The organism is Acinetobacter sp. ANC 4178, assembly GCF_004331175.1.
GTDB lineage: Bacteria > Pseudomonadota > Gammaproteobacteria > Pseudomonadales > Moraxellaceae > Acinetobacter.
In genome coordinates, this window is the sequence record NZ_SJOD01000004.1 from 20,315 (window position 1) to 45,273 (window position 24,959).

Genomic DNA, 24,959 nt, shown 5'->3' on the forward strand with positions numbered 1-24,959 from the left:
TGTTTTTTCTTAATATTTATAAGTAAGTTGGAATTGATTTTGCATAATATTCAAGATCAGCAAAGTGCTGGCTAAGTATCTCCTTTGACTAAACCATCATTCAAATAAGGCATGCAACATGGCAAATGAATTCCTGAACTTAATTGAACAGCGCCGTACCATTTATGCATTGGCAAAAAATGTAGAGCAAACACCTGAATATTTATCGGATTTAATCCAACGAACGATTCGTGAAAGTCCATCTTCGTTTAATTCACAGTCTTCGCGCGCCGTGATTTTATTTAATGCAGAACATGAAAAATTTTGGAACTTTGTAAATCAAGAGCTACAGACTTATGCAACGGATGAAGCTGCAGCAGCAAAAACAGCTGCTAAAATGGACAGTTTTTCCGCAGGGGTGGGGACAGTTTTGTTCTTTGAGGATATGAGTGTTGTTGAAGATTTACAAACCCGTTTTGCCTTATATGCAGAAAACTTTCCAATTTGGGCTGAGCATTCAACCGCAATGGCTCAATTTGCAACATGGACAGCATTGCATACAGAAGGGCTAGGGGCTTCTTTACAGCATTACAATCCAATTGTAGATAAGCAAGTTCATGCAGAATGGAACATTCCAAAAAACTGGAAGTTGAGGGCACAACTGGTATTTGGTTCAATCGAGGCTGAAGCCAAAGCAAAGACTTATATTGAAAATACGGAACGATTTAAAGTTTTCCAATAAATCAGCCGTCGAGGTTAGAAACTAGGTCTATAACGTCTCCTTTCAAAGAAGATTTAGATGATTAAGCAATAGGTCAAATTAATGTAGATCTGTGAAAATTGTTTTGTATTAAGTTTTCTATCTATCACGATTTGAGTTCAAAGTGGTTTGCATCGCAAACCACTTTTTTATTACGGAAAACAAAATTATTGAGATGTTAAAAATAGCCTAAGCATATTTATGCCTATTACTCAAATAGCCTAAGCAAAAATATAATTAATTTGCTGACGCAGAAAAACATGTCTTAAATTTTGATTTAGATCTTTATGCCAAAACATTCCCATTTTCATATACGGTAATTCAGCAGGAACAGGGAAAATATTTAAAGATGAGCCGACTTGTAAATGAGACAGAATTGTCTCAGGTAAGGTTAAAATCGCTTGATCATTTTGCGCTAATATTTGGAGTGCAGTAGAGTAGTGCTGGCAACGTAATAAAATATTCCGATTGAGTTGCTGGCGTTGTAAGTAAATATCCTCAAGTAATAATCCTGTACGGCGGGAAGATACGCCAATATGTGGGGAGGAAAAATAACTAATTTCACTCATTTGAGCTTGTTGAGTACAGACAACAAAACGATCATGTACCAATGCTTGAAATTGGATTTTTTCTCCAAAATTTTGTTCCAGATCCATCACAAAATCGATTTGCTGCGCAGCCAAATCAGCAACAACGGTTTTACGATCTAATTTAATACTTGTAAATTGAATCGCTAAATTCAGTTGTTGGAAATGTTGGAAAATACGAGGAAAGATGATGGGTTCAATTTCATCATGTACTGCAATTTTAAGTGTTTTGACCATATTCGGTTCAAAGCTATGTTTTTGCAGTGAGATAGATTGAATCGCTTGCAACGCATTTTTAATGATGGGATAACTTTGTTCTGCAAACGGCGTAGGCAACATTTGATTGCCAGCACGGATAAACAAGTCATCCTGCAATTGCTGTCGTAGGCGCTGTAAAGCATGACTTGCGGCTGATTGGGTAATACTAAGCATGTGTGCAGCTTTAGAAATACTTTTCAGCTCGAAAATAGCAATAAACAATGGATAGAGATTGATATCAATTCGGTAAAATGTCGCCAAATCCATACCTGTATTATTATGAATTTTGTTCATAGTTAAAGATTAAATAAAATCATTTCATTCATACTAATTTTCAAGCTAATGTACTGTAAAGCAAAAATATACAAAACTCACAGGATAAACCTATGTTTGAACTCTCAGCATGTGCCAAAGACTATATAGAACGTACGAAAGCATTTATTGCAAATGAAATTGAGCCAATAGAAAATGAGTTTTGGAATGAAGTACATCGCTTGAATCCAAGTGGGGATTGGACTCAGTGGCAATGGCCAGCGCAATTAGAACAATTAAAAGCTAAAGCTCAAGCCGCAGGTTTATGGAATATGTTTTTGCCTGATCCAGTATTGGGTGCAGGGCTTTCAGTGCAAGAATATGCGCATATTGCAGAATTAACAGGTCGCAGCTTAATTGCACCAACTGTATTCAATTGTAATGCCCCTGACAGTGGCAATATGGAAGTACTATGGCGCTATGGCAGTGAACAACAAAAACAACAATGGTTAACGCCGTTATTGGACGGAAAAATCCGTTCAGTATTTTGTATGACTGAACCCGCAGTTGCTTCGAGTGATGCAACCAATATGCAGGCGACTGCTGTAATTGAAGGTGATGAAATTGTCCTAAATGGGCGTAAATGGTGGTCGTCGGGCTTAGGTGATCCAAATGCCAAAATCATTATTTTTATGGCACATACACCTGATGAAACCAAAGATCGTCATCATCAACATTCGATGGTACTAGTGCCCATTGATTCTAAAGGTGTAACCATCGAGCGTATGTTACCCGTATTTGGGGATTATGATGCTCCCCATGGTCATGGCGAAATTAGCTTTAATAATGTGCGTGTTCCTGTGTCGAATTTTATTGGTGGCGCAGGTCAGGGCTTTGAAATCGCACAAGGCCGTCTAGGGCCTGGTCGTATTCACCACTGTATGCGCTGTGTAGGGGCAGCGGAAAAATCATTAGAATTGATGATTGACCGTGGGATGAGTCGAACTGCATTTGGAAAAGAAATTCTGAAATTGGGTGGTAACTTAGAACGTGTTGCGGAAGCACGTGTTGCGATTGATCAAGCACGTTTATTGACTTTATATGCTGCATATAAAATGGATACGTTAGGTAATATGGCTGCCTTAACTGAAATTTCTGCCATTAAAGTGGTTGCACCAAGTGTATTGGAAAAAGTGGTCGATATGGCAATACAAATTCACGGTGGTGCAGGTGTTTCTCGTGATACTCCATTGACTGGATTCTTTGCCCAAGCACGCAGTCTACGTTTGGCCGATGGCCCTGATGAAGTGCATAAAGGTATGATTGCAAAACTTGAACTGAAAAAGCATGGATACGGCGCGCGCAAAAAATAAAGCTGTGGTAAAAGTAGGTAAAGCATTCATATTCTAAAAATTAGGGATAACAAGTATGTCGGTAATTGATGTTGGTGGCAGTGTACGGGAAGGTGAAGAGCTGGATGTACAGGCTGTAGAAGACTGGCTAAAGTCACAAGGCGTCGTTTTAGAGGGGCAAGTTGAAGTCACACAATATTCTGGTGGGGCTTCAAATTGGACGTATCGCCTAAAATATGACAATACTGATCTTATTCTGCGCCGCCCACCCAAAGGGACTAAAGCAAAATCTGCCCATGATATGGCACGTGAATATACTGTGCAGAAAAATCTGGCACCGTTTTATCCTGTATTACCTGAAATGATTGGGCTTTGTCAGGATGAATCTGTCTTGGGTTGTGACTTTTACGTTATGAAGCGGATTGCGGGTATTATTCCACGTGCAAAACTCCCACCAGAATTACATTTTTCTGAAGCGCAAGTGCATCAGTTATGTGTGAATGTGATTGATAAACTGATTGAATTGCATCAAGTACCCTATCAAGGTACAGAGCTAGAAAAATTAGGCAAAGGAGAAGGCTATTGCCGTAGACAGGTTGAAGGTTGGGATCAGCGCTTTGAGAAAGCCCATACGCTGAATGTACCGACCTTTAAATTTGTACGTAAGTGGCTGATTGATAATATCCCTGAAGATTCAGCAACTTGTTTGATCCATAATGATTGGCGTTTTGATAATGTGATTTTAGATCCTGAAGATCCAACTCAAGTGATTGGGGTTTTGGATTGGGAAATGGCAACGCTTGGTGATCCGCTCATGGATTTGGGTTCAGCGTTGGCATACTGGGTTGAAGAAAAGGATAGTAAAATTTTTAAAGCGACACGGCGCCAACCCACCAATATGCAAGGCATGTTTACCCGTAAGCAAGTTGTAGAATATTACTTGGAAAAGACAGGATTGCAGCCTGAAAACTGGACCTTTTATGAGGTGTTTGGCATCTTCCGTTTAGCGGTTATTGCACAGCAAATTTATTATCGTTATTTCCATAAACAAACCAATAATCCTGCGTTTAAGGATTTTTGGGTCATTATTCATGCCTTACATATTCGTGCGCTAAAACTGATTGGCATGCAAAAGCTGGAAGCCAATGAAATTGCACATAAATATATGGAAAAATTTAAGGAAATCCTAGAAAAATGACCACCATTTATTTGATCCGTCATGGGCAAGCTTCTTTTGGTGCTGAAAGTTATGACAAGCTTTCGGAAAAAGGAGAATTACAAGCACAACGATTGGGGCAATATTTCAAGCAAATTTTAAAAGAGTCACCGTATGTAGTGGCAGGTTCCATGCAACGACATCAACAAACAGCACAACTGGCTTTGGCGGAGTGTTTTCCACAGAGCCAAGTGGTGACAGATTCGCAATGGAATGAATTCAACCATCAACAAGTTTTTGCTAAATATGAGCCAAGATTCAAAGAGCCACATTTATTGAAATCTGATGTTGCGCAGCATGTAAATCCGCGTGCGTATATGGCAAAAATTTTTGAAGGCGCAATTGAGCGTTGGACAGGCGGCGAATATCACCATGAATATGAGGAATCTTGGCCATTATTTAAAGATCGGGTAGAAACGGCATTGCAAGATTTGTGTAATGAATTGGCGCAGACCAAGCCTCGTTATGTGGTCGTGTTTACCTCTGGTGGCGTAATTTCTGTTGCTGCGGGAAAAATTCTGGAGCTGAACCCCAATCGAACTTTTGCGTTGAATTGGGCAATTACAAATACCAGCATGACCACTTTGCGCTTAGTTGGAAATGAACCGCAATTACTCAGTTTAAATGAGCATCATTTTATTAAAGCAGATGACTCAGAACTTTTAACATGGATATAAAAAGGATTTCACCCATGGCAAAAACCATTTTAATTACAGGGGCAAGTTCAGGTTTGGGCGCAGGTATGGCGCGTGAATTTGCACGTAAGGGCTACAATCTTGCTATTTGTGCACGTCGTATGGAGCGCTTAGAGGCGCTTAAACAGGAGCTTGAAAGTCAATATGGTATTCAAGTCATTGCAAAAACCTTAGATGTCACGAATTATGATCAAGTCTTTGAAGTGTTTAAAGCCTTCCAACAGGACTTTGGCAAACTAGACCGTATTATTGTGAATGCAGGAGTCGGGCAAGGTCGCCGAATTGGTAAAGGTAATTTTGAAATTAACCGAGCAACTGCTGAAACCAATTTTATTTCTGCTTTGGCACAATGTGAAGCTGCGGTTGAAATTTTCCGTGCTCAGAATTCTGGGCATTTGGTGGTCATTTCATCCATGAGTGCGATGCGCGGCTTGCCAAAGCATCTTTCCACTTATGCAGCCAGCAAAGCGGCAGTTGCACATTTAGCCGAAGGCATACGTGCAGAACTGATTGATACACCTATTAAAGTTTCGACCATTTTCCCAGGCTATATTCGTACTGAATTGAATGAAGGGGCAAAAAAGTTACCGTTTGAAGTCGATGAAAAGACAGGTTCGCATTTACTTGCAGAAGCAATTGAGAAAGCTCCTGTTAAAGCCTATGTTCCAAAGTGGCCGTGGCTACCTATAGGTTTGGCAATGAAAGTATTGCCTTTACGAATTGTGAATAAATTGGGTTAAGTCAATAAACCATAAAAGTCTCAGCTTTTATGGTTTATTTTTAAACGTTCAGCTATCTTGCAAATTGAGTACTTTTTAGGTATTTATTTATTGATGTGATTAGGACTACGCAGCTTAATGTTCGCCGTTATATTCATTTTATAAAGACATTAATTCAAAAAATGATGCTTCACCTATCAGAACTAGGTGGCAATTCCAGCACTTTCTGAATAGTTTACAGATTAAGCACAAGCTCGAAGTAGAAGTAAAGCCATGATTGCCTTGATTAATGAAATTCCGTTTAATAATTAGAAAAACATTTAATTTTAAGTTTCGCTTCATTTGTTTGCCATAGAATTATTATTAATAAAAAAACTGGGTAAATACCATGACAACTAGCAAAAATTTCGATGAAGCATTGAGTAAAGTGCCAGAAGTCACATTACTATTTTGGGTGATTAAAATTGCTGCTACGACATTAGGTGAAACAGCAGGTGATGCTTTATCAATGTCTTTAAATCTAGGGTATGCTGTCAGCACAGGAATTTTTGCAATTATTTTTGCATTCTTTGTTGCAGCGCAGATTAAGTCAAAACAATATAGTCCATTTTTCTATTGGGCAACAATCATAGCGACGACAACGCTAGGAACGACCATTGCTGATTATGTTGATCGAACATTAGGGGTTGGTTATCTTGGTGGCAGCCTCATTCTTTTAGGATTATTGCTCACGTCTTTATTTATTTGGTACCGCAGCAGTGGGTCAATCTCCGTAAATAATATTCAGTCTGCTAAAAGCGAAGCATTTTATTGGTTAACGATTATGTTTTCCCAAACACTAGGTACAGCGTTAGGCGACTGGACTGCGGATACTCAAGGTTTAGGATATACAGGAGCAGCATTCATTTTTAGTGGGTTGTTATTGTTGTTAACCTTTTTATATATGTGGACAAAGGTATCAAGAACCTTCTTATTTTGGGCAGCATTTGTTCTAACTAGACCATTAGGCGCAGTTTTAGGCGATTTCTTAGATAAGCCTATTAGTCATGGTGGACTAGACCTCAGTAGATTCGGGGCTTCGTTCGTCTTATTTGCCTTCATCATCATTTGTTTGGTTATCTTTAAGCCGAAAGCTGCAAAATTAGCCCATTGAAGTTCGACCATAATCCAAATATTCAGTTGTATTCTGAGGTTGCTCATCTTGTGTCTCTTATTTTGAGTAAGAAGTTTTATAAGTCGCTATAAAATTTAAACTAATTGAACTATTCTTGCTTAGATCATTTTACTTGGAGAAGTAAATGCTTCCTCTGATTGTTAAGTACGCAATAACAGCAGGTATGGTGATACTTATTTCTGAAGTAGCAAAACGTAGTGACCGTTTAGGTGGGTTAATTGCAGCATTACCTCTAGTCACAGTGTTTGTTCTGATCTGGATGAAATTAGAGGGACAAGCACCTCAAAAAATTACCAATCATGCTTGGTATACTTTCTGGTATGTCATACCGACTTTACCTATGTTTTTAGCATTTCCTCCATTGTATCAACGTTATGGTTTTTGGATTGCTTTAGGTACTTGCTGTATCATAACGATAATTATATTTTTGCTTTGGGCAAAGCTTTTACAACATTTTGGTATCCATCTCATTTAAATATAAGTGTTAATTTAAAGAAATGTCAGTTATAGAAACCCATCCACTCGAACCCTTTTTACCTGCAAATGCAAAATTACTGATGCTGGGCAGTTTTCCACCACCGAAAACACGCTGGAAAATGGATTTTTATTATCCGAATTATCAAAACGACATGTGGCGAATCTTTGGTCTGATCTTTTTCCAAGACAAAGCGTATTTTCTAGACCTTCCCAATAAGAATTTTTATGAGCAGAAAATCCGTGATTTCTTAACTGAAAAAGGGATTGCGATTTTTGATACGGCGTATCAAGTCGTGCGTTTAAAGGACAATGCCTCAGATAAATTTTTACATATAGAAACTCCGACCGATTTAACGGCGTTATTAGCTAAGATTCCGCTATGTCAAAATATTGTCACTACAGGGGATAAGGCGACAGATACGCTCATGCTCTCGATGCCTGAAAGCACGGAAAAACCCGTAATTGGGGTAAGTTCACAGACATTTTTTGCAGAGCGTGAGTTAACTTTATCTCGAATGCCATCATCTTCTCGTGCTTACCCATTGGCATTAGAGAAAAAAGCTGAAGCCTATCAACAGCTTTTTCAAAAAATCGGTCTAATTTAAGTAAATGTACCTTTCAATTGAGAAACTTAGGCATATTTTTTGGCATAAAAGACACACAGAATGACGGCAAAACACACGACAATCATGGCAAAATTAATGGATTCATGAAGTATGAGTGTGCAAAGTATAAGCCCTAAAAAGGGTTGTAACAGTTGAATTTGCCCAACACGTGCAACCCCGCCTAATGCCAAACCTTTGTACCAAAACACAAAACCAATCAACATGCTAAAAAGGGAAACGTAAAACAATCCTGCATATGCTGTAATAGGAATAGATGCCCAATTTTCAGGATAATAAATGCCAAATAACAGTAACATTAAAGGCAAAGCAATAATTAAAGCCCAGCAAATGACTTGCCAACCACCCAGCTGCTTTGAAAGTTGTCCACCTTCGGCATAGCCTAAACCACAAACCAATACAGCAATCAGCATATATAAATCACTACTCAGATGAAAATTTTGCTGATCTTGAAACCACATAAAGATGGCAACAAAGCTGCTACCCACAATTGCAGAAAGCCAGAATTTACTCGAAGGTCTTTCACCTGCACGTAACACCGCAAAAATAGCGGTTGCTAAAGGGAGTAATGCCACAAAAACAAGGGCGCGTGCCGCAGTCATGTGTTCTAAGGCAAGAGCGGTAAAAAACGGAAAACCGAACACTACGCCGAATGCAATCACAATTAAAGATCTGATTTGTTTAAGGTTTGGAAAGGGCTGTTTAAAAAATATAAGGCATAACATTGCGAGTCCAGCAGCAATGACAGCACGAGCGCCTGTGAGAAATTCTGGGCTGAATCCCGCCACAGCAAGACGGGTGGCTGGCATAGAGCCTGCAAAAATGACCATACCTAGAAAGCCATGTATCCAACCAATATTACTTTGCTTCATGCTCAAATCTCATTTTTCTATACTTCAATTACATGCCAAATGAGAAGTTCTAAACAGATACAATCCAGTACAATTTTAAATAACTGTATTGGTATACAATTTCTACTGTCAGAAATATATAAAATTGAATACTGCCATGGATATGCAAAGTAAAATTGATATCGTAATTGAACAAATCAAATCACAAATTGCAAATCACCGTTTTGTTGCTGGAGCACGCTTACCTTCAGTACGACGTTTAGCCCAAGATCTAAATTTTTCTATTTCGACTGTGGTAGAGGCTTATGCACGCTTAGCTGCGGAGGGTGTAATCGAGGCAAGAGCGGGTTCTGGGTTTTATGTTAAAGGGCAGATGCAAGCGAAGAAAATAATGGAACATCACGTTCAATATGATCGGGAAATTAATCCTTTATGGATTTCGCGGCAATCTTTGGATGCGAATGATGAAATGCTTAAACCCGGTTGTGGCTGGTTGCCTCCAGAGTGGATGCCTGAAAGTAGCTTGCGTAAAGCGCTAAAACATGCAGCGAAGTCATCTTTAAAGATGTTGGTAGAATATCCTGTACCGCATGGTCATATGGGCTTAAGGCAATGGATTGCCCGTAAAAATAATCAATATGAAATACAAGTTGAACCTTCGCAAATCTTAATTACCGACTCTGGGACTCAGTCTATCGACTTAATTTTTCGCGTACATTTGAAAGCTGGGGACGTCATTCTAGTTGATGATCCATGCTATTTTAATTTTCAAGCCTTAATTCAGGCCCATCACTTACAAGCAATAGCCATTCCATTTATAGCTCAAGGTCCTGATATTGAATGTTTCGAGCAAGCCTTACAATACCAACCCAAGCTTTATCTAACCAATTCTGGAATTCATAATCCAACAGGTGCGACCTTATCCATACAACGAGCCTATCAAGTTGCCAAATTGGCGGACCAAGCGAATCTATTGATTGTGGAAGATGATATTTTTTCGGAATTTGAATACGTTCCTGCGCCACGTTATTCCACACTTATGGGAATGGGGCAAGTGATTCAAATCGGCAGCTTTTCTAAAACATTAACCGCTTCACTTCGCTGTGGTTATATTGTTTCTAGTCAACAAGATATTGAAAAATATATTGATTTAAAAATTGCAACGAATTTTAGTAGTGGACATTTAAATGCCGAAATCGTTTTTGCAGCACTTATGGACAGTCAATATTTAAAACATATTGAGTCACTTAAAAAGAAACTCAATACGAGTATGGGGTTATGTATTCAACGATTAAGGCAACTGCGTATAGAACCTGTACTCATTCCTAAAGCTGGAATTTTCTTATGGTGTAAACTGCCTGCAGAGATTGATGCCGCAGAATTATCTCGACGCTGTTTAAAACGCGGGTTAATTCTTGCTCCAGGACATGCATTTAGCCAATCAGAAGGTGCAAAACATCTCATGCGTTTTAATGTAGCACAATGTATGAATCCTAAAATATTTGACCTCATGGCAGAGGTGATGGATACATGTAGTCTTGATACCCAAAAACTGGATTCTAAAATGCCGACCACCAACAAGAATGAAACAGAATGTCGTTAAAACCTTTCGATGACAGCGTTGATGATGTAATGATTATGTCATTACATCATCCATTCAATAGGTAGGTAGGATACACTTTTAAAAGTAAATCGCTGAAATTTAGTGGTGTGCGGGTCAACATTATATTCAGTCACTTGTCCATTTTCATGATGTTCGAGCCAAATGATTTCTCCTTGAGGGTTGAGTTTTAATTCATAGGCAATTTGAGGCAAATAACGATCCATGGCGTGTGTAACACGGTTTTGTAAATGTTCAGATTCGACCACCAATCCAACTTCTGTATTTAAGTTAACGGAACGTGGATCAAAATTAAACGAGCCAATAAAAACCTTGCCATCTACATCAAAGAATTTGGCATGTAATCTTGATGAGCTTTTGCCTTTAGCTGGAATTACATTACCCGTTAATACCTCATACCAAGTTCGCTGTTTTCTTTGAATGTCTGGTTTAAACTCATAAAGTTGAATACCATTTTTAAGCAATTCTTTCCGATATTTTTGATAGAAAGCATGGACCAAAGCCACATCATTGGCTAAAAATGAATTGGTTAAAACGCGAACTTTAATATTTTGATGTGAAAGATCCGCAAGGAAAGCAGTTCCATCTTTAGTGGGTACAAAATAAGCCGATACCAATTCTAAATGTTCTTTAGGAATACCCATTGCATGTTTTAGTTGAGAATATAGCAATTTATCGTGTGCAATGTTGCCCAGCGTTTTTTCTGGATAATCAGCCAAAAATTGTGCTTTAACCCATTCAACCTGACGTTCCCGTAATTGCGCCATAATTTGTTTTTGCGCGAAGTCCAGTCGGTTAATAAATTGTTCTCTTTCGAGATCATTCATAGCATGACCTTTACGAAGTTGATCCAGTTCCTCTGCCGATCCAACTCCAATCAATTGCTGCACTGAATAACTCAGGTCACTATTCCAGAAATTGATAAAAACCTGATTGGCAGATTTTACTGCATTACCAAAGAACAAGATGTCCATATCGGTAAATTGAAAATCATTACCTGCGTCAAAATACTCACGACTTATATTACGTCCCCCAGTCACGGCAATCGCACCATCGGCAATAATCAGCTTGTTATGCATACGATGATTAATCTGTTTCATGCGGAAAGCATAATCAATGAACCTAAAATTTCGATATTTATAGGGATTGTAGAGTTTGATTTCAAAATTTGGATGTGCAACTAGCTTTGCAAGTAATGGATCTAATTTGGTGCCATTTTGATCATCAATCATGAGGCGAACTTTAACGCCACGGTCTGCGGCTTTTAACAACTCAGTCAGCATCATGTGACCTAAAGAATCGTTTTCCCAAATATAATATTGCAAATCGAGCGTATACTTTGCTTCTCGTATGAGATGGATACGGGAAGCAATGCTCATGAACGCATCATCCAATGCTAAGTATGCGGTGAGTCCTTGCTGAAGTTGAGCATCAACATTTTGGCGTTGTACCCAATGTTCTGTGTGGTAGTTCGAAGCAGATTCTTTTTTGGCTTGATTCTGAGGAAGACTACAGGCAGTCAGTGAACTCATGCTTGCACATAATAATAGAGAGAAATATCTGGTATTTTTCTGCATCTTGTTCTAATTCATTATTGCCAATATAAATACATATTATCATGCTGTTATGGTTGAATTAAGGTTTAAAAAGCGGTTACTGTAGCTCATCTGTTAAGTATCGATATAAGGATGAACATGGCATGAAATCACGTGCAGCTGTAGCCTTTGCGCCAGGACAACCACTTCAAATTGTAGAAATTGATGTTGCACCACCCCAAAAAGGGGAAGTGTTGGTTAAAATTACCCACACGGGTGTATGCCATACCGATGCGTTTACTTTATCTGGTGATGATCCAGAAGGCGTTTTTCCTGCAGTATTGGGGCATGAAGGTGCTGGTATTGTGGTAGAAGTTGGTGAAGGGGTCACTAGCGTTCAACCTGGTGATCATGTTATTCCACTTTATACCGCAGAATGTGGCGAATGCTTATTCTGTAAATCTGGTAAAACCAATCTTTGTGTTGCAGTTCGCGCAACTCAGGGCAAAGGTGTTATGCCAGATGGTACGACACGTTTTTCATATAACGGCGAACCAATTTACCATTACATGGGTTGCTCTACCTTCAGTGAATACACTGTAGTTGCGGAAGTTTCTTTAGCTAAAATTAATCCTGAAGCCAATCCTGAACAAGTTTGCTTGTTGGGTTGTGGTGTAACGACAGGTATTGGCGCAGTACATAACACTGCCAAAGTACAAGAAGGTGATTCTGTTGCCGTATTTGGCTTAGGCGGCATTGGTCTGGCCGTGGTACAAGGGGCAAAACAAGCGAAAGCAGGTCGTATTATTGTTGTAGATATGAATCCTGACAAATTTGAATTGGCCAAACAGTTTGGTGCAACAGACTTTTTAAATCCAAAAGACTACGAACAACCAATTCAGCAAGTGATTGTTGAAATGACTGGTTGGGGTGTCGATCATTCATTTGAATGTATTGGCAACACCAATGTCATGCGTTCAGCATTGGAATGTGCGCACCGAGGTTGGGGACAATCCGTGATTATTGGTGTAGCTGGTGCGGGTCAGGAAATTTCTACACGTCCATTCCAATTGGTTACGGGCCGTAAATGGATGGGTACCGCATTTGGTGGCGTAAAAGGACGTACACAACTTCCGGGCATGGTTGAAGATGCGATGAAAGGTGATATTCAACTGGCACCTTTTGTGACTCACACCATGGGTTTAGATAAAATTAATGAAGCCTTTGATTTAATGCATGAAGGGAAATCTATCCGTTCAGTAGTACATTTTTCCGAATAAGTGAGTCTAGTCACCAAAAAAAAGACCGAGCACATGCTTGGTCTTTTTTTATCGATATCTAAAATTTTTATGGAAGTCGATTGGCAAGAAGTAACTTTTGTTAGACAAAAAATGATAATAAATGCCAAATGATATGTTTTGTCCTCATCTGACATAGAGCACCGCAACAGTTAAATTTATTGTAAACTCAGCAATAAAAGACAGTTGTATAAAAATATAGATTGATTCAGATGGGTACAATTATGGGAAATCATGTGCAATATAAGCCAGAGTGGATACGCGAAGACTTTGTCGATTTTATCGCAGAAAAAATTCATCCAATTTGGGCGTGGAAAAAAATTAAGGCTCAACTCATTGCACGTAAAGCATTGAGTGCCGATTTTATGGAGTTACAATTAAGACCGAATCAAAACTTCAATAGCAATCAAGTGCTTGCAGGGCAAAGTATCTTGCTCACTGTTGTAATTGCAGGCGTACGTCAACAGCGCAGTTATTCTGTAGTCGACATCCTTGACAATGGGGATGTACGAATTGCTGTAAAACAACAAGGTAATGTTTCAAAAGTCGTAACGAATTTAGCCTTAGGTGCAGTCATTGAAATCTCTCAAGCTCAAGGCGAATTTGTCTTTCAACCACAATCGAGTCAAGCAAGCTTATTTCTTGCTTCTGGTAGTGGCATTACCGCTATTTATGCTTTAGTCAAACAGGCGTTGAAAAGCACAGAACATCCTATCGATTTGATATATTTCACGCGCGATAATGCCTACCATGCAGAACTAGAAGCCTTAGCAGCACAATATCCGCAGTTTAAATATTATTCATTTAACACGTTGAAAAATAAGCAACATTTGAGTGAATCGCTACTTCAGCAACTCGTACCAGACTATCAACAGCGCGAGTGTTATGCCTGTGGTGCGAATAGCATGATGAAAAGTGTGCAGCAATTTTATGCTGATCAAAACATCTCGCATTTGCTCAAGATGGAATATTTTAAAATCCAGATTGATCAAACACTCGAAGCACAACCTGTGACTTTTCTACGTGCGCAGCAGGAATTTCTGGCCACTGATAATTTGTTAGAAAGTGCGGAAAAAGCAGGGCTTAAACCTGCATACGGCTGTCGTATGGGAATTTGCAATACCTGCTCATGTACCAAAGTACAGGGGGCTGTTCGCAACGTGCTCACAGGTGAAATTGATGCGCAGAGTAATACGCAGATCAAACTGTGCATTTCACAGGCGATTAGCCCAGTAGTTATTAATTTATAAAAGTTGAATATAGGGACAAATAAAATGAATAAACCCGTTAATTTTCAAAGTAACAGCAAATCTCGGTATCTCACGGATGAAGAAATTCAATCCTTTGGAGAAAAGATCGAAGCCATTCGCCGTGAAACGATACAAAGTTTAGGGGAACAAGATGCAGCTTATATCTATAAAATCCGAAATTTTGTCCGTTATAGTGAAATTTCCTCACGCGGTATGTTGATGTTCGCTGGCTGGTTACCACCTGTTTGGTTATTGGGGACAGGGCTGCTGGGGATTTCTAAAATTGTTGAAAATATGGAGTTGGGGCATAACGTGATGCATGGTCAGTTCGACTGGCTGAATGACCCAAGCCTAAATGGCGCAAACTATGATTGGGATACCATCGCAACAGGCGATGATTGGAAGCATACCCATAACTATGTACATCATACTTATACCAATATTGTTGGAAAAGACCACGACGTCGGCTATGGCCTGATTCGAGTAAGCGAAAGCCAACTTTGGGAGCCAAGATTTTTATTGAACATTCCGTTAGCTATTCAGCTCATGGTTTTTTTTGAATGGTATGTGGGCGTGCAAAACCTACATCTTGAAGATGTCTATGTATATAAAACCAAAACATGGCGTGAAGTTTGGCAAGATTCGATCAAATTACGTAAAAAAGTAACGCGTCAAGTGATGAAAGACTATGTCTTTTTCCCATTGATTGCTGGACCAAATGCCATTCCAGTATTTGCAGGCAATGCCGTAGCCAATGTGATTCGTAGTTTATGGGCATCCGCAGTGATCTTTAATGGACATTTCACTGAAGATGCTGAAACCTTTGAGTTAGATAATACCGAAAATGAAACTCGGGCAGAGTGGTATTTACGCCAAATTCGGGGTTCGAGTAATTTCTCTGGTACGCAATGGCTCCATATTTTAAGTGGTAATTTAAGTCATCAAATTGAGCACCATCTATTTCCAGATATGCCTGCCAATCGTTATGCAGAAGTAGCACCAAAGGTTAAAGCGCTGTGCGCTGAATATGGAATTCACTACAACGAAGCCAGTTTTATCAAACAGTTTGCAAGCGTTTGGGTTCGACTAGGCAAAAGTTCATTACCGAATGACTGGAAGGAACAATTCAAGTTGACTCTGCAAACGCAATTCAAGCAATGGATTTAAAACTGAGATCATTGAATTGATTGATAAGCAAAAGTTGCTCTAGACATAACTATTTTTCCAAAAATAAAGGTTGTCAAAAGTAGCAATAAGGCGTATTTTTAATTTCAGATACTTTTTTGATGAAACAAAGATGTTAAAGCAACCTTTAATCGCAAACGCTTATTTTTATTTCTGGCAATTTAGCTAATTGCCTGAACGCGTTTGGGCAAAATAAAGGTTGCCCACCAGTTGATACCTGATCGGCAACCCCGGTCAGGTTTTTTTATGCTTTGTTTTTTATAAATTTTTTAGGAGATTCACATGTACGCATTTAACACTTCATATTTTAGCAACGGTTATTGGTTTTACTTTAGTCAGTTTATGACTCAATCCTTATCATCCCATAGATCCAAAACGCACAAATAAAAGATTGGACTGAACAACAGTCCAAAGGAAAGACCAATGAATGCTCTAAATACTGCACTACAACATCAAACGAATACACAAGAAGCTTTATTGAGTTTGCCTCAACAACTCAAAGCACAATTACCTCTTTCTGCATCACTTGCGGCACAGATTGCTGAACATCGTCAAACTATTCAAAATATTTTATCTGGCACAGATCAACGACTATTGGTAATCACAGGCCCGTGCTCGATTCATGATCCTGTCGTAGCTTTAGAATACGCACAAAAATTACAACACTTACAAGCGCAAGTTTCGGACCAAATTTTCCTTGTGATGCGTGCATATATTGAAAAACCACGTACAACAGTGGGTTGGAAAGGTTTTATGTATGATCCTGACTTAGATGGTTCATCCGATTTACAGTCAGGTTTAGAGCAGTCACGCCAACTATATTTACACATTATTGAAATGGGTTTGCCGATTGCGAGCGAAATCTTAAGCCCAATGGCTACGGCTTACTTCGATGATTTATTGGCTTGGGGGGCTATTGGTGCCCGCACCAGTGAATCACAAATTCATCGTGAAATTGCGAGTCAAATGCCGTACAGCATTGGTTTCAAAAATGGTACGGATGGTTCAATTCAAATTGCATTAGATGCAATTCAATCGGCTTCAAATATGCATCAATTCTTGGGCATGAGCCAGTCTGGTTTACCTTGTATGCTCCAATCTCGTGGTAATCCACTTGCGCATTTAATTTTACGTGGCTCAAATACAGGTCCGAACTATCAGGCGGAAGAAATCAATAAAATTAAAGCGAAAGTAAAAGGCAATTTGCCTGCGCTAGTGATTGATTGTAGTCATGGCAATAGCAGCAAGAATCCAGCATTACAGCCAGATGTGTTGCGTCAAATTGTAAGCGAGCGTGAGCAAACAAATGTTCGTGGGGTTATGCTAGAGAGTCATTTGGTTCAAGGGAATCAAAAGATTTCATGCGACATGATCTATGGCCAATCGGTAACAGATGGTTGTATTGGTTGGGAACAAACTGAACATCTATTGTTAGAGGCTGCACAGCAATTAAAACAATTACATTCATAAAATGTAAAGAGTAAAAAAGCCCCTGAAAAACAGGGGCTTAATTTTTTATGCTATTTTGTGGTCGTGACCACGCAGAATTTATAAAACAATAGGCTCAGCAATACGATGACCGCACATAAGATATAGGACATACTATAACCTTGTGCTGTGATTAGAATCCCTAACAGTATTGAACCCAATGCAATGCCTAAATCGTAAAAAGTGAAAAAGGTGGATGTTGCATGACCAATTCGTTGAGGTTCAGCACGTTGAATAGCCAGCGTTTGCAGGCAGGGTTGTACAGAGCCAAATCCCATTCCAATAAAAATGGCCGCGAGTATAAATCCAATTAAGCTATTGATTTGGCTTAATACGATAAGACCTACTGCAAACAATGCTAAAGCAGGGTAAATGACATAGCTTGGCCCCTTACGGTCATAAATTTTTCCAGTGAAAGGACGTAGGCTCATCATCGAAATTGCAAAAACGATAAAAAATAAACTGGCATAGGCAAGTAAATTTTTCGATGCGGAATAGGTCGAGATAAAAGACATAATACTCGCATAAGCAAATGAAACCATCATGGCCATAATAGAAACAGGCAGCGCTTTTTTCTCAATAAAATCATGAATGGAAAGTTGTCTTTTTTGAGGAGCTAGTGTGTTCGAAGTCGTTGTATGAATGGGGATTAGAAAACAGAACACAAAGCCGAGAAAAACAATCGCAGCAAGAATACTTGCAACAACAGCATAGGATAATGGTTGAATGAGCGATAAACCAATAAGTGGACCTAAGACAATGCCCAAGTTGACCGACATGACGAAATAACCCATACCTTCGCCACGGCGTGAATCTGGAATGAATTGGTTGGCAATTGGAACAGTGACTGTGGTTAAAATACTAAACCAAATGCCATGTAAAAAACGTAGCCAAAGTAAAACCTCTAGATTATCTGCAAAGATGTAGGCAACGGAAAATAAACAGAACAGAAACTCAGAGATAAAAAGTGTTTTTTTTCGACCAAATTTTTCAATGATTAATCCACTAAAAGGGCGTACCGCAATAGAAGATGCCATAAATAAGGTCATGGCTAATCCAGCTTGAGCAAGGCTGCCATGTAAGTCTTTTAAAATATAGATGGGTAGAATTGTGGTTTGCGCAAAATAAAAAACAAAGAGAAATAAGTTATTGGCTAAACACAGAATAAAAGACTTATTCCAGAGCTGGACTGTAGATGAATGCGACATAATTGACCCAGAAGGAGAAAGGGAATCATGACAATGTGGCTATCACTATTTTTATGAATTTCCTGAGCATACCAAGGTCATGAAGATGAGGTTTAATCATAACCAATTAAAGAAGAAAAATAAAGTAAATTGATATTTTGATAAATTTTATTAAATTAATATTCTTAATATTTTATTAAATTATCGCTATTTGATTATTGATGGATTTTAAATAAAAAATCAGCCCGAAGGCTGATTTTTAAGAAGCGTGGACAACTTAGAGTCCTGCTTCATAGTCCGCACTAGACAATAATGTGTTTACATCATCGATGTTATTTGGCTTGATTTTATAAATCCAACCTTTGCCATAAGGTGCATCATTGACAAAGTCAGGATCGTCTTCCAGTGCTGTATTTACTTCAACGACAACACCAGAAATAGGGGCGTGAATATCAGAAGCTGTTTTTACAGATTCAACAACACCCGCTTGTTCGCCAGCAGTCACTTGCTGACCCACTTCTGGCATTTCGACATAAACTAAATCGCCTAAGGCATCCTGCGCATGGTCTGAAATCCCAGTTACAACAAGATCACCTTCAATTTTCACCCACTCATGCGTGCTCGCATATTTCAAATCTGAAGGATGATTCATGATGACTCCTTAAAAGTATTCATTTATTTTTGTCATGCTTTATACATGTTTTTACATAAAAACAAAAGGCTTATAGGTATGGATCTTTACGCCAATTACTTGGGCTACGTCCACTCCAACGTTTAAAGGCACGACTGAAATTGGCAACATCACTATAGCCCAGTTCATCTGCAATTTGTTCAAGTGTGTAATCTGTTCTGGAGAGTAGCGATGTTGCATGTCGATAGCGTACTTCATCGACAATTGTTGAAAAGGAGGTTCCTTCGGTCGCTAACTGACGCTTCAAGGTTCTATCAGACATATGTAGGCGATATGCTACATTTTCAATACTTAAATAGTGCTGTTCTGAATGCGTCAAAATGTCGCGAACCGCCATAGAGAGCCGTCTGCGCTCACCTAAAGCCGAAAGTTCGGCTTCACATTGGTTAATTGCAATTTGACTTGCAATCGGGTCAGCATTCATCATTTTCAATGCGAGGTATTTTTTATCAAAGCTCATCAATAAATGGGGTTGATCAAAACGAAATTGATGATTTGGAAACTTGGTAATATAGCGTTCAAAACCTTCAGGTTGTGGAAAATCAAAATCAATTTCGCCCCCCAAATCCGTGACACCTGTAATGGCTTTGGCCATAGAAATGATGCCAATGGTTAATGCAATGCAAATTTCTGAACGCAAGGGTTCTATACTGACATCACTTCTGAGCTGCAAAGTTGCTTTTTCAGCAAAAGTAGAAAAATAGATTTGCAAGAAGGGCAATCTTAATTGTACAAAGCGGTTGGCGAGAACAAGCGCATCGGTAATATCATTTGCGGTCATAATGGCATAACCAATAAAACCATGGATAGAAATACGCATTTGCGTACCTAAATGATAACCAAGTGTTGATTCACCTGTCAGGGTCAAGGCATGTTGAATTAATGCATTGGCGACTGAAGTCGAGATTCGAAAATCTGGCTCCGCTAATTTTTCACTATTGAGCTGGAATGGAGCAAATAAAGTATCTGCATTATATCCCCAGCGTGACACGACATCTAAAAGTAACAGACCATAGACTCCAGGAATTCCTTGGTCTTGTCTAGACGAAATAGTATTCATGCGCGATCCATTGCACGTTTAATGTTGTTATATCAGTCAGTTTTTATATTGGCATGAAATAGAAGCACGCGCCTTATAAATTGTTCGACAAATTGAACAAAGCTGATTCTAAAATTATCAATAATTTTAGAATCATTATCTTTAAAGATAAGGTTGATAGTTTTTACTAAACACTAAAATTTTGGTATTCCCCAGTAATACCGCTTCACCATTTTGATTGAGCGTTTCGGTGGTATAACTCACAATAGCTCGATCAGGTTTGGATTTTGACGGTTTAATTTCGGTTATTTCTACCTCAACATGAATCTGGTCACCTGCACGAGTGGGTCTAGGCCAACGTACTTGGGCTTCGGAACCGATTAAGCCATACGCTACAGGAAAGCATTCTGTCCAAAGTCGCATGGTGACTGCGGACGTATGCCAACCACTGGCAGCCAACCCTTTAAAAATGGGATGTTTTGCGGCCTCAATCTCATTTGTGTGAAACGGTTGCGGGTCAAATTGATGCGCGAATTGCTTAATTTCTTCTACAGTCATTTCATAAGCGCGGCTTTTAAAGCGGTCACCGACGTGTAGATCTTCCAAATACAACATCAAGCACTATCCTTATTTTTCAGTTCATGTTGTTCAATTAAAAAACCGCCTGTTTGACGTTGCCATAATTGCGCATAAATACCATTCAAGGCAACCAATTCATCATGCGTACCTTGTTCTGCAATTCTGCCCTGATCTAAGACAATCAGACGGTCCATTTGTGCAATTGTAGAAAGTCGGTGCGCAATGGCAATAACCGTTTTATCTTGCATTAAATCATCCAGACTGGACTGAATTGCAGCTTCAACTTCAGAGTCTAAGGCGCTGGTAGCTTCATCAAGAATCAGAATAGGGGCATCTTTTAAGAATACCCGTGCAATGGCGATACGCTGACGTTGACCACCCGAAAGTTTAACCCCGCGTTCGCCTACATAAGCGTCATAACCTTTACGGCCACGAAGGTCGGTCAGTTGCGGAATAAAATCTTCTGCTTTGGCTTTACGAACGGCATCATACATGTCTGCATCACGGGCATCTGGGCGCCCGTATTTGATATTTTCTGCAACGGTACGATGCAATAGCGATGTATCTTGCGTGACTAAGGCAATACTTTTACGCAAGCTGTCTTGGCTTACATCCTCGATGTTTTGCCCATCGATTAAAATACGACCTTGGTTAATGGTGTAGAAATGTAATAACAATTGAATCAGTGTAGATTTTCCAGCACCAGAACGCCCGACAATACCAATTTTTTCACCTGGACGTATGGTCAGATTAAAGTGATCAATGACATTTTTTTCATTATAGGCAAAGCAGACATCTTCAAACTTAATTTCGCCGTGTTTCACCTCAAGCGTAGTTGCATTCGGTTTATCCTGAATACTAATCGGACGCCCTAATGTTTTCATACCATCTTGAATGGTGCCGACATTTTCAAATAAAGCAGATGTTTGCCACATCATAAATTCGGCAATACTGTTGAGTTTTAAAATCATGGCAGTCGTTGCCGCGATAATGCCCAGCTCTGCACGACCTTCCATCCACAACCATAAAGCTGTTCCAAGTACACCTGCATAAAGCACAATACTGAGTGAGTTAATGCTTATTTCATAACCTGAACCCAATCGCATTTGTTTATATACTGTTCGCATAAACTCTTGCATGGATGACTTGGCGTACTGACTTTCACGACCGGCATGTGCAAACAGCTTCACTGTTTGAATATTGGTGTATGCATCGGTTACACGACCCGTCATGACCGCACGAGCATCGGCTTGTTCATTGGAAATTTTGCTGAGTCGTGGGATGAAATACCACGCTGCGAGCAGGAATAAAGCCAACCAGACCAATAGGGGAATAATCAGAAATGGTGATATAGACCCAAGTACAATACTGACTGTAAAGAAGTAGATCAGTACATAAGCAAGCATATCGCCTAAAATCATCCAAAATTCACGCACCGCAAGCGCTGTTTGCATGACTTTGGCAGAAAGTCGTCCTGCAAAATCATTATGAAAGAAATCAAGACTTTGTTGTAATAGTAAATTATGAAACTTCCAACGCAGACGCATGGGGAAGCTGCTAAATAGAATTTGGTGTTTAATAATGGACTGGAAGTTAGCAAAAAAGATATTGCCCAGTAATATCATGCTCAGTAGCATTAAATTCTGACGATGTTCTGCTAAGAATGTATCGGGTTGGCTTTTACTAAGCCAATTGACTAAGTCGCCAATTTTGGCATACAACAAGGCTTCAAAACTTGCAGCGCCTGCGGTACAAAGCACTAAAATAAGTAGGTACGGACGTATGCCTTTGGATGCACTCCAGACAAATGCAAAGAAAGTTGTAGGCAGTGGATCTTTTAAACCTTGACTAGGATAGGGATCTACTCGCTTTTCGAACCATCTAAGCATTAATATTAACCTCTTGGTAAAATTGCATAATTTAGAAATAACAATAAGATAAATAAAATTTTTACAAGAAAAAGTAAGGATTGTATTTTCAAAGATAACGGATGAGGAAGATGAAAACGTTCATTTATCCTGAATTAAAGTACATCCGAAATCTGTTTGAATTCATTGTAATCCATATCAATCTAACGCACCATCATAAAGTCAGCTAACACGGATAGTGTTGATGTTCACACTTTTGTCATGTTTTTCAATTATAAAAAGTAAGCCTAATACGAAATTTTGAAAACATATGAATGATTTATCGGTAAAGAAAATAAACAAGCAAATTGACGAATTTACACAAAGTGGAAAAATACCCAGCGAGTTGGTTTTTGGCTATAAAACTTATGAGGTACTCATGCAAGATGATAAATTCGCAGAACAAATCATGAAAGGAAATGAACATCCAATCCTTAGATTTTATAAAAAACTCAGAATTACTTTGGTTACGGATAAACACTATTTTCAAGTGAAATAACTGAGAATTGAATTGAAAAATAATGATCGGTTATTTCTATAAAAATATATTTCAATATGGAATACGCCGTCGATAATTATTAGAAAAATGTGCAAAAAGTCCTATTTTTTTTGAGAAAAAATGATAAAATTTTTATCGATACAGGTTTATTGATAATTTTAAGACCCTGTAATTGTTAACTTAAATAATTGAATTAATAATAAAGGTGGCAATATGAGAGGATGTGTAGAACGATATGACTCCCAAACACAATTGGGCATGATTCGTGATGAATGCGGTGAGTGGTTCTATTTTGCGGTAGAGCAATGGAACGATCCTAATAATTTACCGATTGATGGTTTAATTGTTGATTTTGTCATAAAAGGTGCTGAAGTAACTTCTGTTTGGGAAGTAAAAAATACGCATTAGTTTTATTATTTTGAGCATTCTCCACGTATAAAAGAACATCGAGCAAGGTCTACTTAGGTAGACCTGATTTATTAATCCACCCCGAATCCTGTTTAAGCCAATAATTCTATAATTTGAATGGTTGGTTTATTTCGGTGATTTAATTGGTATGCACATAAAAATACATAAATACCCGCTAAATAGCCTGTAACAGTTCGGGCTCTAGTCGTCACTAGATTGTAAGTCCCTTTCAGCAAGCTGAATAAAGTTTCTATTTTATTACGTTGTTTCAGATGATCTGCTTTTGATCACAGTATAGATTGCATGTTCTTTCGATGATAAGTAATTAAATCAGCGCCTTGTACTTTTAATCCCTGACTAATATATCCTCGATCAGCATAGAGTTTTACTTCTAATCCTCCGACTAATTGCTCAACCATTCTGATATCTGTTGTATGTCCATTCGATAAAGCTGTACTCACAATCTCTCCTGACGAATTCATCATTCAACGTAACTTACAGCCAAAGAACCATTCCATGGAACTTTTTCTACGTGTTTCAATTGCTGCTAGGGATTTATGTTTTTGAATTCATTGATTTTTAAAGACAGTTAATGTCGTTGAGTCAATCCATAAATATTGTTTGTATTGACCTTTCATCAAAGCTATATGTAAAGCGTGCAGTGCTAATTGATGCATATTCATCAGGTGAATCATACGTTGGTAACAAGGCAAGCTTTTAAATAAATGACTTTTATTCTGTTTCAACCATGAGAAAAATGCTTTGAAATTGTTGAAGTGAGAACACTTATACCAAATGGCGATAAAGGTGATTTCTGAGATACTCAGTTGTATAAAAAAAGCCTCAGCAAGATATTGGGGCTTTTTTTATACATCAGTGAACATTTTACTGATTTTTTTGATCATTTTGTCGTTGTATATCTTCGTAATCCTTCTGATTTTGTTGGCGATGTCGATCTGGTCTATAGTGTTGATGTTGTTGATGAGCTTGCTTTTGTTGCTGATCCTGTTTGTTTTGATGATATTGCTGATCTTGCTGTTTTTTTTCGAGCTCTTGATCAATCTCTTGTTGCCGATGTTGATCACTTTCTTGATTAGCCATGCTAAATACATCCATTTTTAAAATGAGTTAATTATAAATTTGCATATTTATCATTATAAAGCTACCCACTTCATGTGACATTTTTTTTCATTGTAAAATGCGTGATTTTAAATAAAAATATATGATTAATTAGGATGAATTTATTTAAAATTATTTAAAATATAAATTACATTGACTACTTGATAAAACATATTTTTTTATTTTAAATGATTTAGGTTTTAATTAAAT

24 protein-coding genes and 1 pseudogene are annotated in these 24,959 nt (G+C 38.5%); 15 read left to right on the forward strand and 10 right to left on the reverse strand.

Annotation, left to right across the window (positions count from 1 at the left end; genetic code table 11):
• The first annotated feature begins 118 nt into the window (after positions 1 to 118).
• Positions 119 to 721 carry a nitroreductase family protein gene (locus tag E0H87_RS09385; protein ID WP_131323351.1) on the forward strand — a complete coding sequence of 201 codons (603 nt, stop codon included), beginning with the start codon at positions 119 to 121 and terminating at the stop codon, positions 719 to 721.
• Between the two features lie 239 nt (positions 722 to 960).
• Here the strand turns inward: E0H87_RS09385 and E0H87_RS09390 are convergent, their stop codons facing one another.
• Complete coding sequence (locus tag E0H87_RS09390; RefSeq protein ID WP_131323352.1) at positions 961 to 1,878, reverse strand: LysR family transcriptional regulator; 918 nt, start codon at positions 1,876 to 1,878, stop codon at positions 961 to 963.
• A 92-nt stretch (positions 1,879 to 1,970) separates the two neighbouring features.
• On the opposite strand from E0H87_RS09390, the gene E0H87_RS09395 reads away from it, so the two are divergent.
• The 7 genes from E0H87_RS09395 to E0H87_RS09425 all read left to right on the forward strand — a co-directional run bounded on the left by E0H87_RS09395 (position 1,971) and on the right by E0H87_RS09425 (position 8,074).
• Positions 1,971 to 3,209 (forward strand): acyl-CoA dehydrogenase family protein, encoded by a 1,239-nt coding sequence (locus E0H87_RS09395; RefSeq protein ID WP_131323353.1) that lies wholly within the window; start codon positions 1,971 to 1,973, stop codon positions 3,207 to 3,209.
• 55 nt (positions 3,210 to 3,264) lie between these two features.
• Positions 3,265 to 4,386, forward strand: coding sequence for a phosphotransferase family protein (locus E0H87_RS09400; RefSeq protein WP_131323354.1), 1,122 nt, complete (start codon positions 3,265 to 3,267; stop codon positions 4,384 to 4,386).
• On the forward strand, positions 4,383 to 5,081 hold the full coding sequence (locus tag E0H87_RS09405; RefSeq protein WP_131323355.1) for a histidine phosphatase family protein: 699 nt from the start codon (positions 4,383 to 4,385) through the stop codon (positions 5,079 to 5,081). Before E0H87_RS09400 ends, E0H87_RS09405 begins: the two co-directional genes overlap by 4 nt.
• Positions 5,082 to 5,095: 14 nt before the next feature.
• Positions 5,096 to 5,839, forward strand: a complete 744-nt coding sequence (locus E0H87_RS09410) for an SDR family oxidoreductase (protein WP_131323356.1) — start codon at positions 5,096 to 5,098, stop codon at positions 5,837 to 5,839.
• A gap of 367 nt (positions 5,840 to 6,206) precedes the next feature.
• Positions 6,207 to 6,971, forward strand: coding sequence for a hypothetical protein (locus E0H87_RS09415; protein ID WP_131323357.1), 765 nt, complete (start codon positions 6,207 to 6,209; stop codon positions 6,969 to 6,971).
• 145 nt (positions 6,972 to 7,116) lie between these two features.
• A complete protein-coding gene (locus E0H87_RS09420) occupies positions 7,117 to 7,467 on the forward strand; it encodes a DUF3147 family protein (protein WP_131323358.1) in 351 nt (116 codons plus the stop codon).
• 22 nt (positions 7,468 to 7,489) lie between these two features.
• On the forward strand, positions 7,490 to 8,074 hold the full coding sequence (locus E0H87_RS09425) for a uracil-DNA glycosylase family protein (RefSeq protein WP_131323359.1): 585 nt from the start codon (positions 7,490 to 7,492) through the stop codon (positions 8,072 to 8,074).
• A gap of 26 nt (positions 8,075 to 8,100) precedes the next feature.
• Here the strand turns inward: E0H87_RS09425 and E0H87_RS09430 are convergent, their stop codons facing one another.
• The gene (locus E0H87_RS09430; protein WP_131323360.1) at positions 8,101 to 8,964 is read right to left on the reverse strand and encodes a DMT family transporter; all 864 of its coding nucleotides are present in this window, start codon (positions 8,962 to 8,964) and stop codon (positions 8,101 to 8,103) included.
• 136 nt (positions 8,965 to 9,100) lie between these two features.
• On the opposite strand from E0H87_RS09430, the gene E0H87_RS09435 reads away from it, so the two are divergent.
• Positions 9,101 to 10,546 (forward strand): PLP-dependent aminotransferase family protein, encoded by a 1,446-nt coding sequence (locus tag E0H87_RS09435; protein ID WP_131323361.1) that lies wholly within the window; start codon positions 9,101 to 9,103, stop codon positions 10,544 to 10,546.
• Positions 10,547 to 10,587: 41 nt separating this feature from the next.
• Here E0H87_RS09435 and E0H87_RS09440 read toward each other — a convergent pair whose 3' ends face one another.
• A complete protein-coding gene (locus tag E0H87_RS09440) occupies positions 10,588 to 12,096 on the reverse strand; it encodes a phospholipase D family protein (protein WP_205677748.1) in 1,509 nt (502 codons plus the stop codon).
• A gap of 167 nt (positions 12,097 to 12,263) precedes the next feature.
• Between E0H87_RS09440 and E0H87_RS09445 the strand changes: the two genes are divergently transcribed.
• The 4 genes from E0H87_RS09445 to E0H87_RS09460 all read left to right on the forward strand — a co-directional run bounded on the left by E0H87_RS09445 (position 12,264) and on the right by E0H87_RS09460 (position 17,302).
• On the forward strand, positions 12,264 to 13,379 hold the full coding sequence (locus tag E0H87_RS09445) for an S-(hydroxymethyl)glutathione dehydrogenase/class III alcohol dehydrogenase (RefSeq protein WP_131323363.1): 1,116 nt from the start codon (positions 12,264 to 12,266) through the stop codon (positions 13,377 to 13,379).
• Positions 13,380 to 13,621: 242 nt separating this feature from the next.
• Positions 13,622 to 14,647, forward strand: a complete 1,026-nt coding sequence (locus E0H87_RS09450; RefSeq protein WP_131323364.1) for a flavin reductase family protein — start codon at positions 13,622 to 13,624, stop codon at positions 14,645 to 14,647.
• A gap of 24 nt (positions 14,648 to 14,671) precedes the next feature.
• Positions 14,672 to 15,814 carry a fatty acid desaturase family protein gene (locus E0H87_RS09455; protein WP_131323365.1) on the forward strand — a complete coding sequence of 381 codons (1,143 nt, stop codon included), beginning with the start codon at positions 14,672 to 14,674 and terminating at the stop codon, positions 15,812 to 15,814.
• 441 nt (positions 15,815 to 16,255) lie between these two features.
• Positions 16,256 to 17,302: a 3-deoxy-7-phosphoheptulonate synthase gene (locus E0H87_RS09460; RefSeq protein ID WP_131323366.1), complete on the forward strand. Its 1,047-nt coding sequence runs from the start codon at positions 16,256 to 16,258 to the stop codon at positions 17,300 to 17,302.
• 50 nt (positions 17,303 to 17,352) lie between these two features.
• Here the strand turns inward: E0H87_RS09460 and E0H87_RS09465 are convergent, their stop codons facing one another.
• The 5 genes from E0H87_RS09465 to E0H87_RS09485 all read right to left on the reverse strand — a co-directional run bounded on the left by E0H87_RS09465 (position 17,353) and on the right by E0H87_RS09485 (position 22,705).
• Positions 17,353 to 18,528: an MFS transporter gene (locus tag E0H87_RS09465; RefSeq protein WP_131323367.1), complete on the reverse strand. Its 1,176-nt coding sequence runs from the start codon at positions 18,526 to 18,528 to the stop codon at positions 17,353 to 17,355.
• 256 nt (positions 18,529 to 18,784) lie between these two features.
• A complete protein-coding gene (gcvH, locus tag E0H87_RS09470; protein ID WP_116761136.1) occupies positions 18,785 to 19,159 on the reverse strand; it encodes a glycine cleavage system protein GcvH in 375 nt (124 codons plus the stop codon).
• 70 nt (positions 19,160 to 19,229) lie between these two features.
• A complete protein-coding gene (locus E0H87_RS09475) occupies positions 19,230 to 20,258 on the reverse strand; it encodes a helix-turn-helix domain-containing protein (protein WP_131323368.1) in 1,029 nt (342 codons plus the stop codon).
• A gap of 141 nt (positions 20,259 to 20,399) precedes the next feature.
• Positions 20,400 to 20,852: a MaoC family dehydratase gene (locus E0H87_RS09480; protein ID WP_131323369.1), complete on the reverse strand. Its 453-nt coding sequence runs from the start codon at positions 20,850 to 20,852 to the stop codon at positions 20,400 to 20,402.
• Entirely contained in the window at positions 20,852 to 22,705 is a 1,854-nt protein-coding gene (locus E0H87_RS09485) for an ABC transporter ATP-binding protein (RefSeq protein ID WP_131323370.1), read from the reverse strand. Before E0H87_RS09485 ends, E0H87_RS09480 begins: the two co-directional genes overlap by 1 nt.
• Before the next feature lie 289 nt (positions 22,706 to 22,994).
• On the opposite strand from E0H87_RS09485, the gene E0H87_RS09490 reads away from it, so the two are divergent.
• Complete coding sequence (locus E0H87_RS09490; protein WP_131323371.1) at positions 22,995 to 23,222, forward strand: hypothetical protein; 228 nt, start codon at positions 22,995 to 22,997, stop codon at positions 23,220 to 23,222.
• Positions 23,223 to 23,435: 213 nt separating this feature from the next.
• Positions 23,436 to 23,630 (forward strand): hypothetical protein, encoded by a 195-nt coding sequence (locus E0H87_RS09495; RefSeq protein WP_131323372.1) that lies wholly within the window; start codon positions 23,436 to 23,438, stop codon positions 23,628 to 23,630.
• 92 nt (positions 23,631 to 23,722) lie between these two features.
• Here E0H87_RS09495 and E0H87_RS09500 read toward each other — a convergent pair.
• A pseudogene (locus tag E0H87_RS09500) lies at positions 23,723 to 24,460 on the reverse strand (IS982 family transposase); the annotation flags it as partial.
• A 55-nt stretch (positions 24,461 to 24,515) separates the two neighbouring features.
• Positions 24,516 to 24,731 (reverse strand): hypothetical protein, encoded by a 216-nt coding sequence (locus tag E0H87_RS09505; RefSeq protein ID WP_131323373.1) that lies wholly within the window; start codon positions 24,729 to 24,731, stop codon positions 24,516 to 24,518.
• Between the last annotated feature and the right edge of the window lie 228 nt (positions 24,732 to 24,959).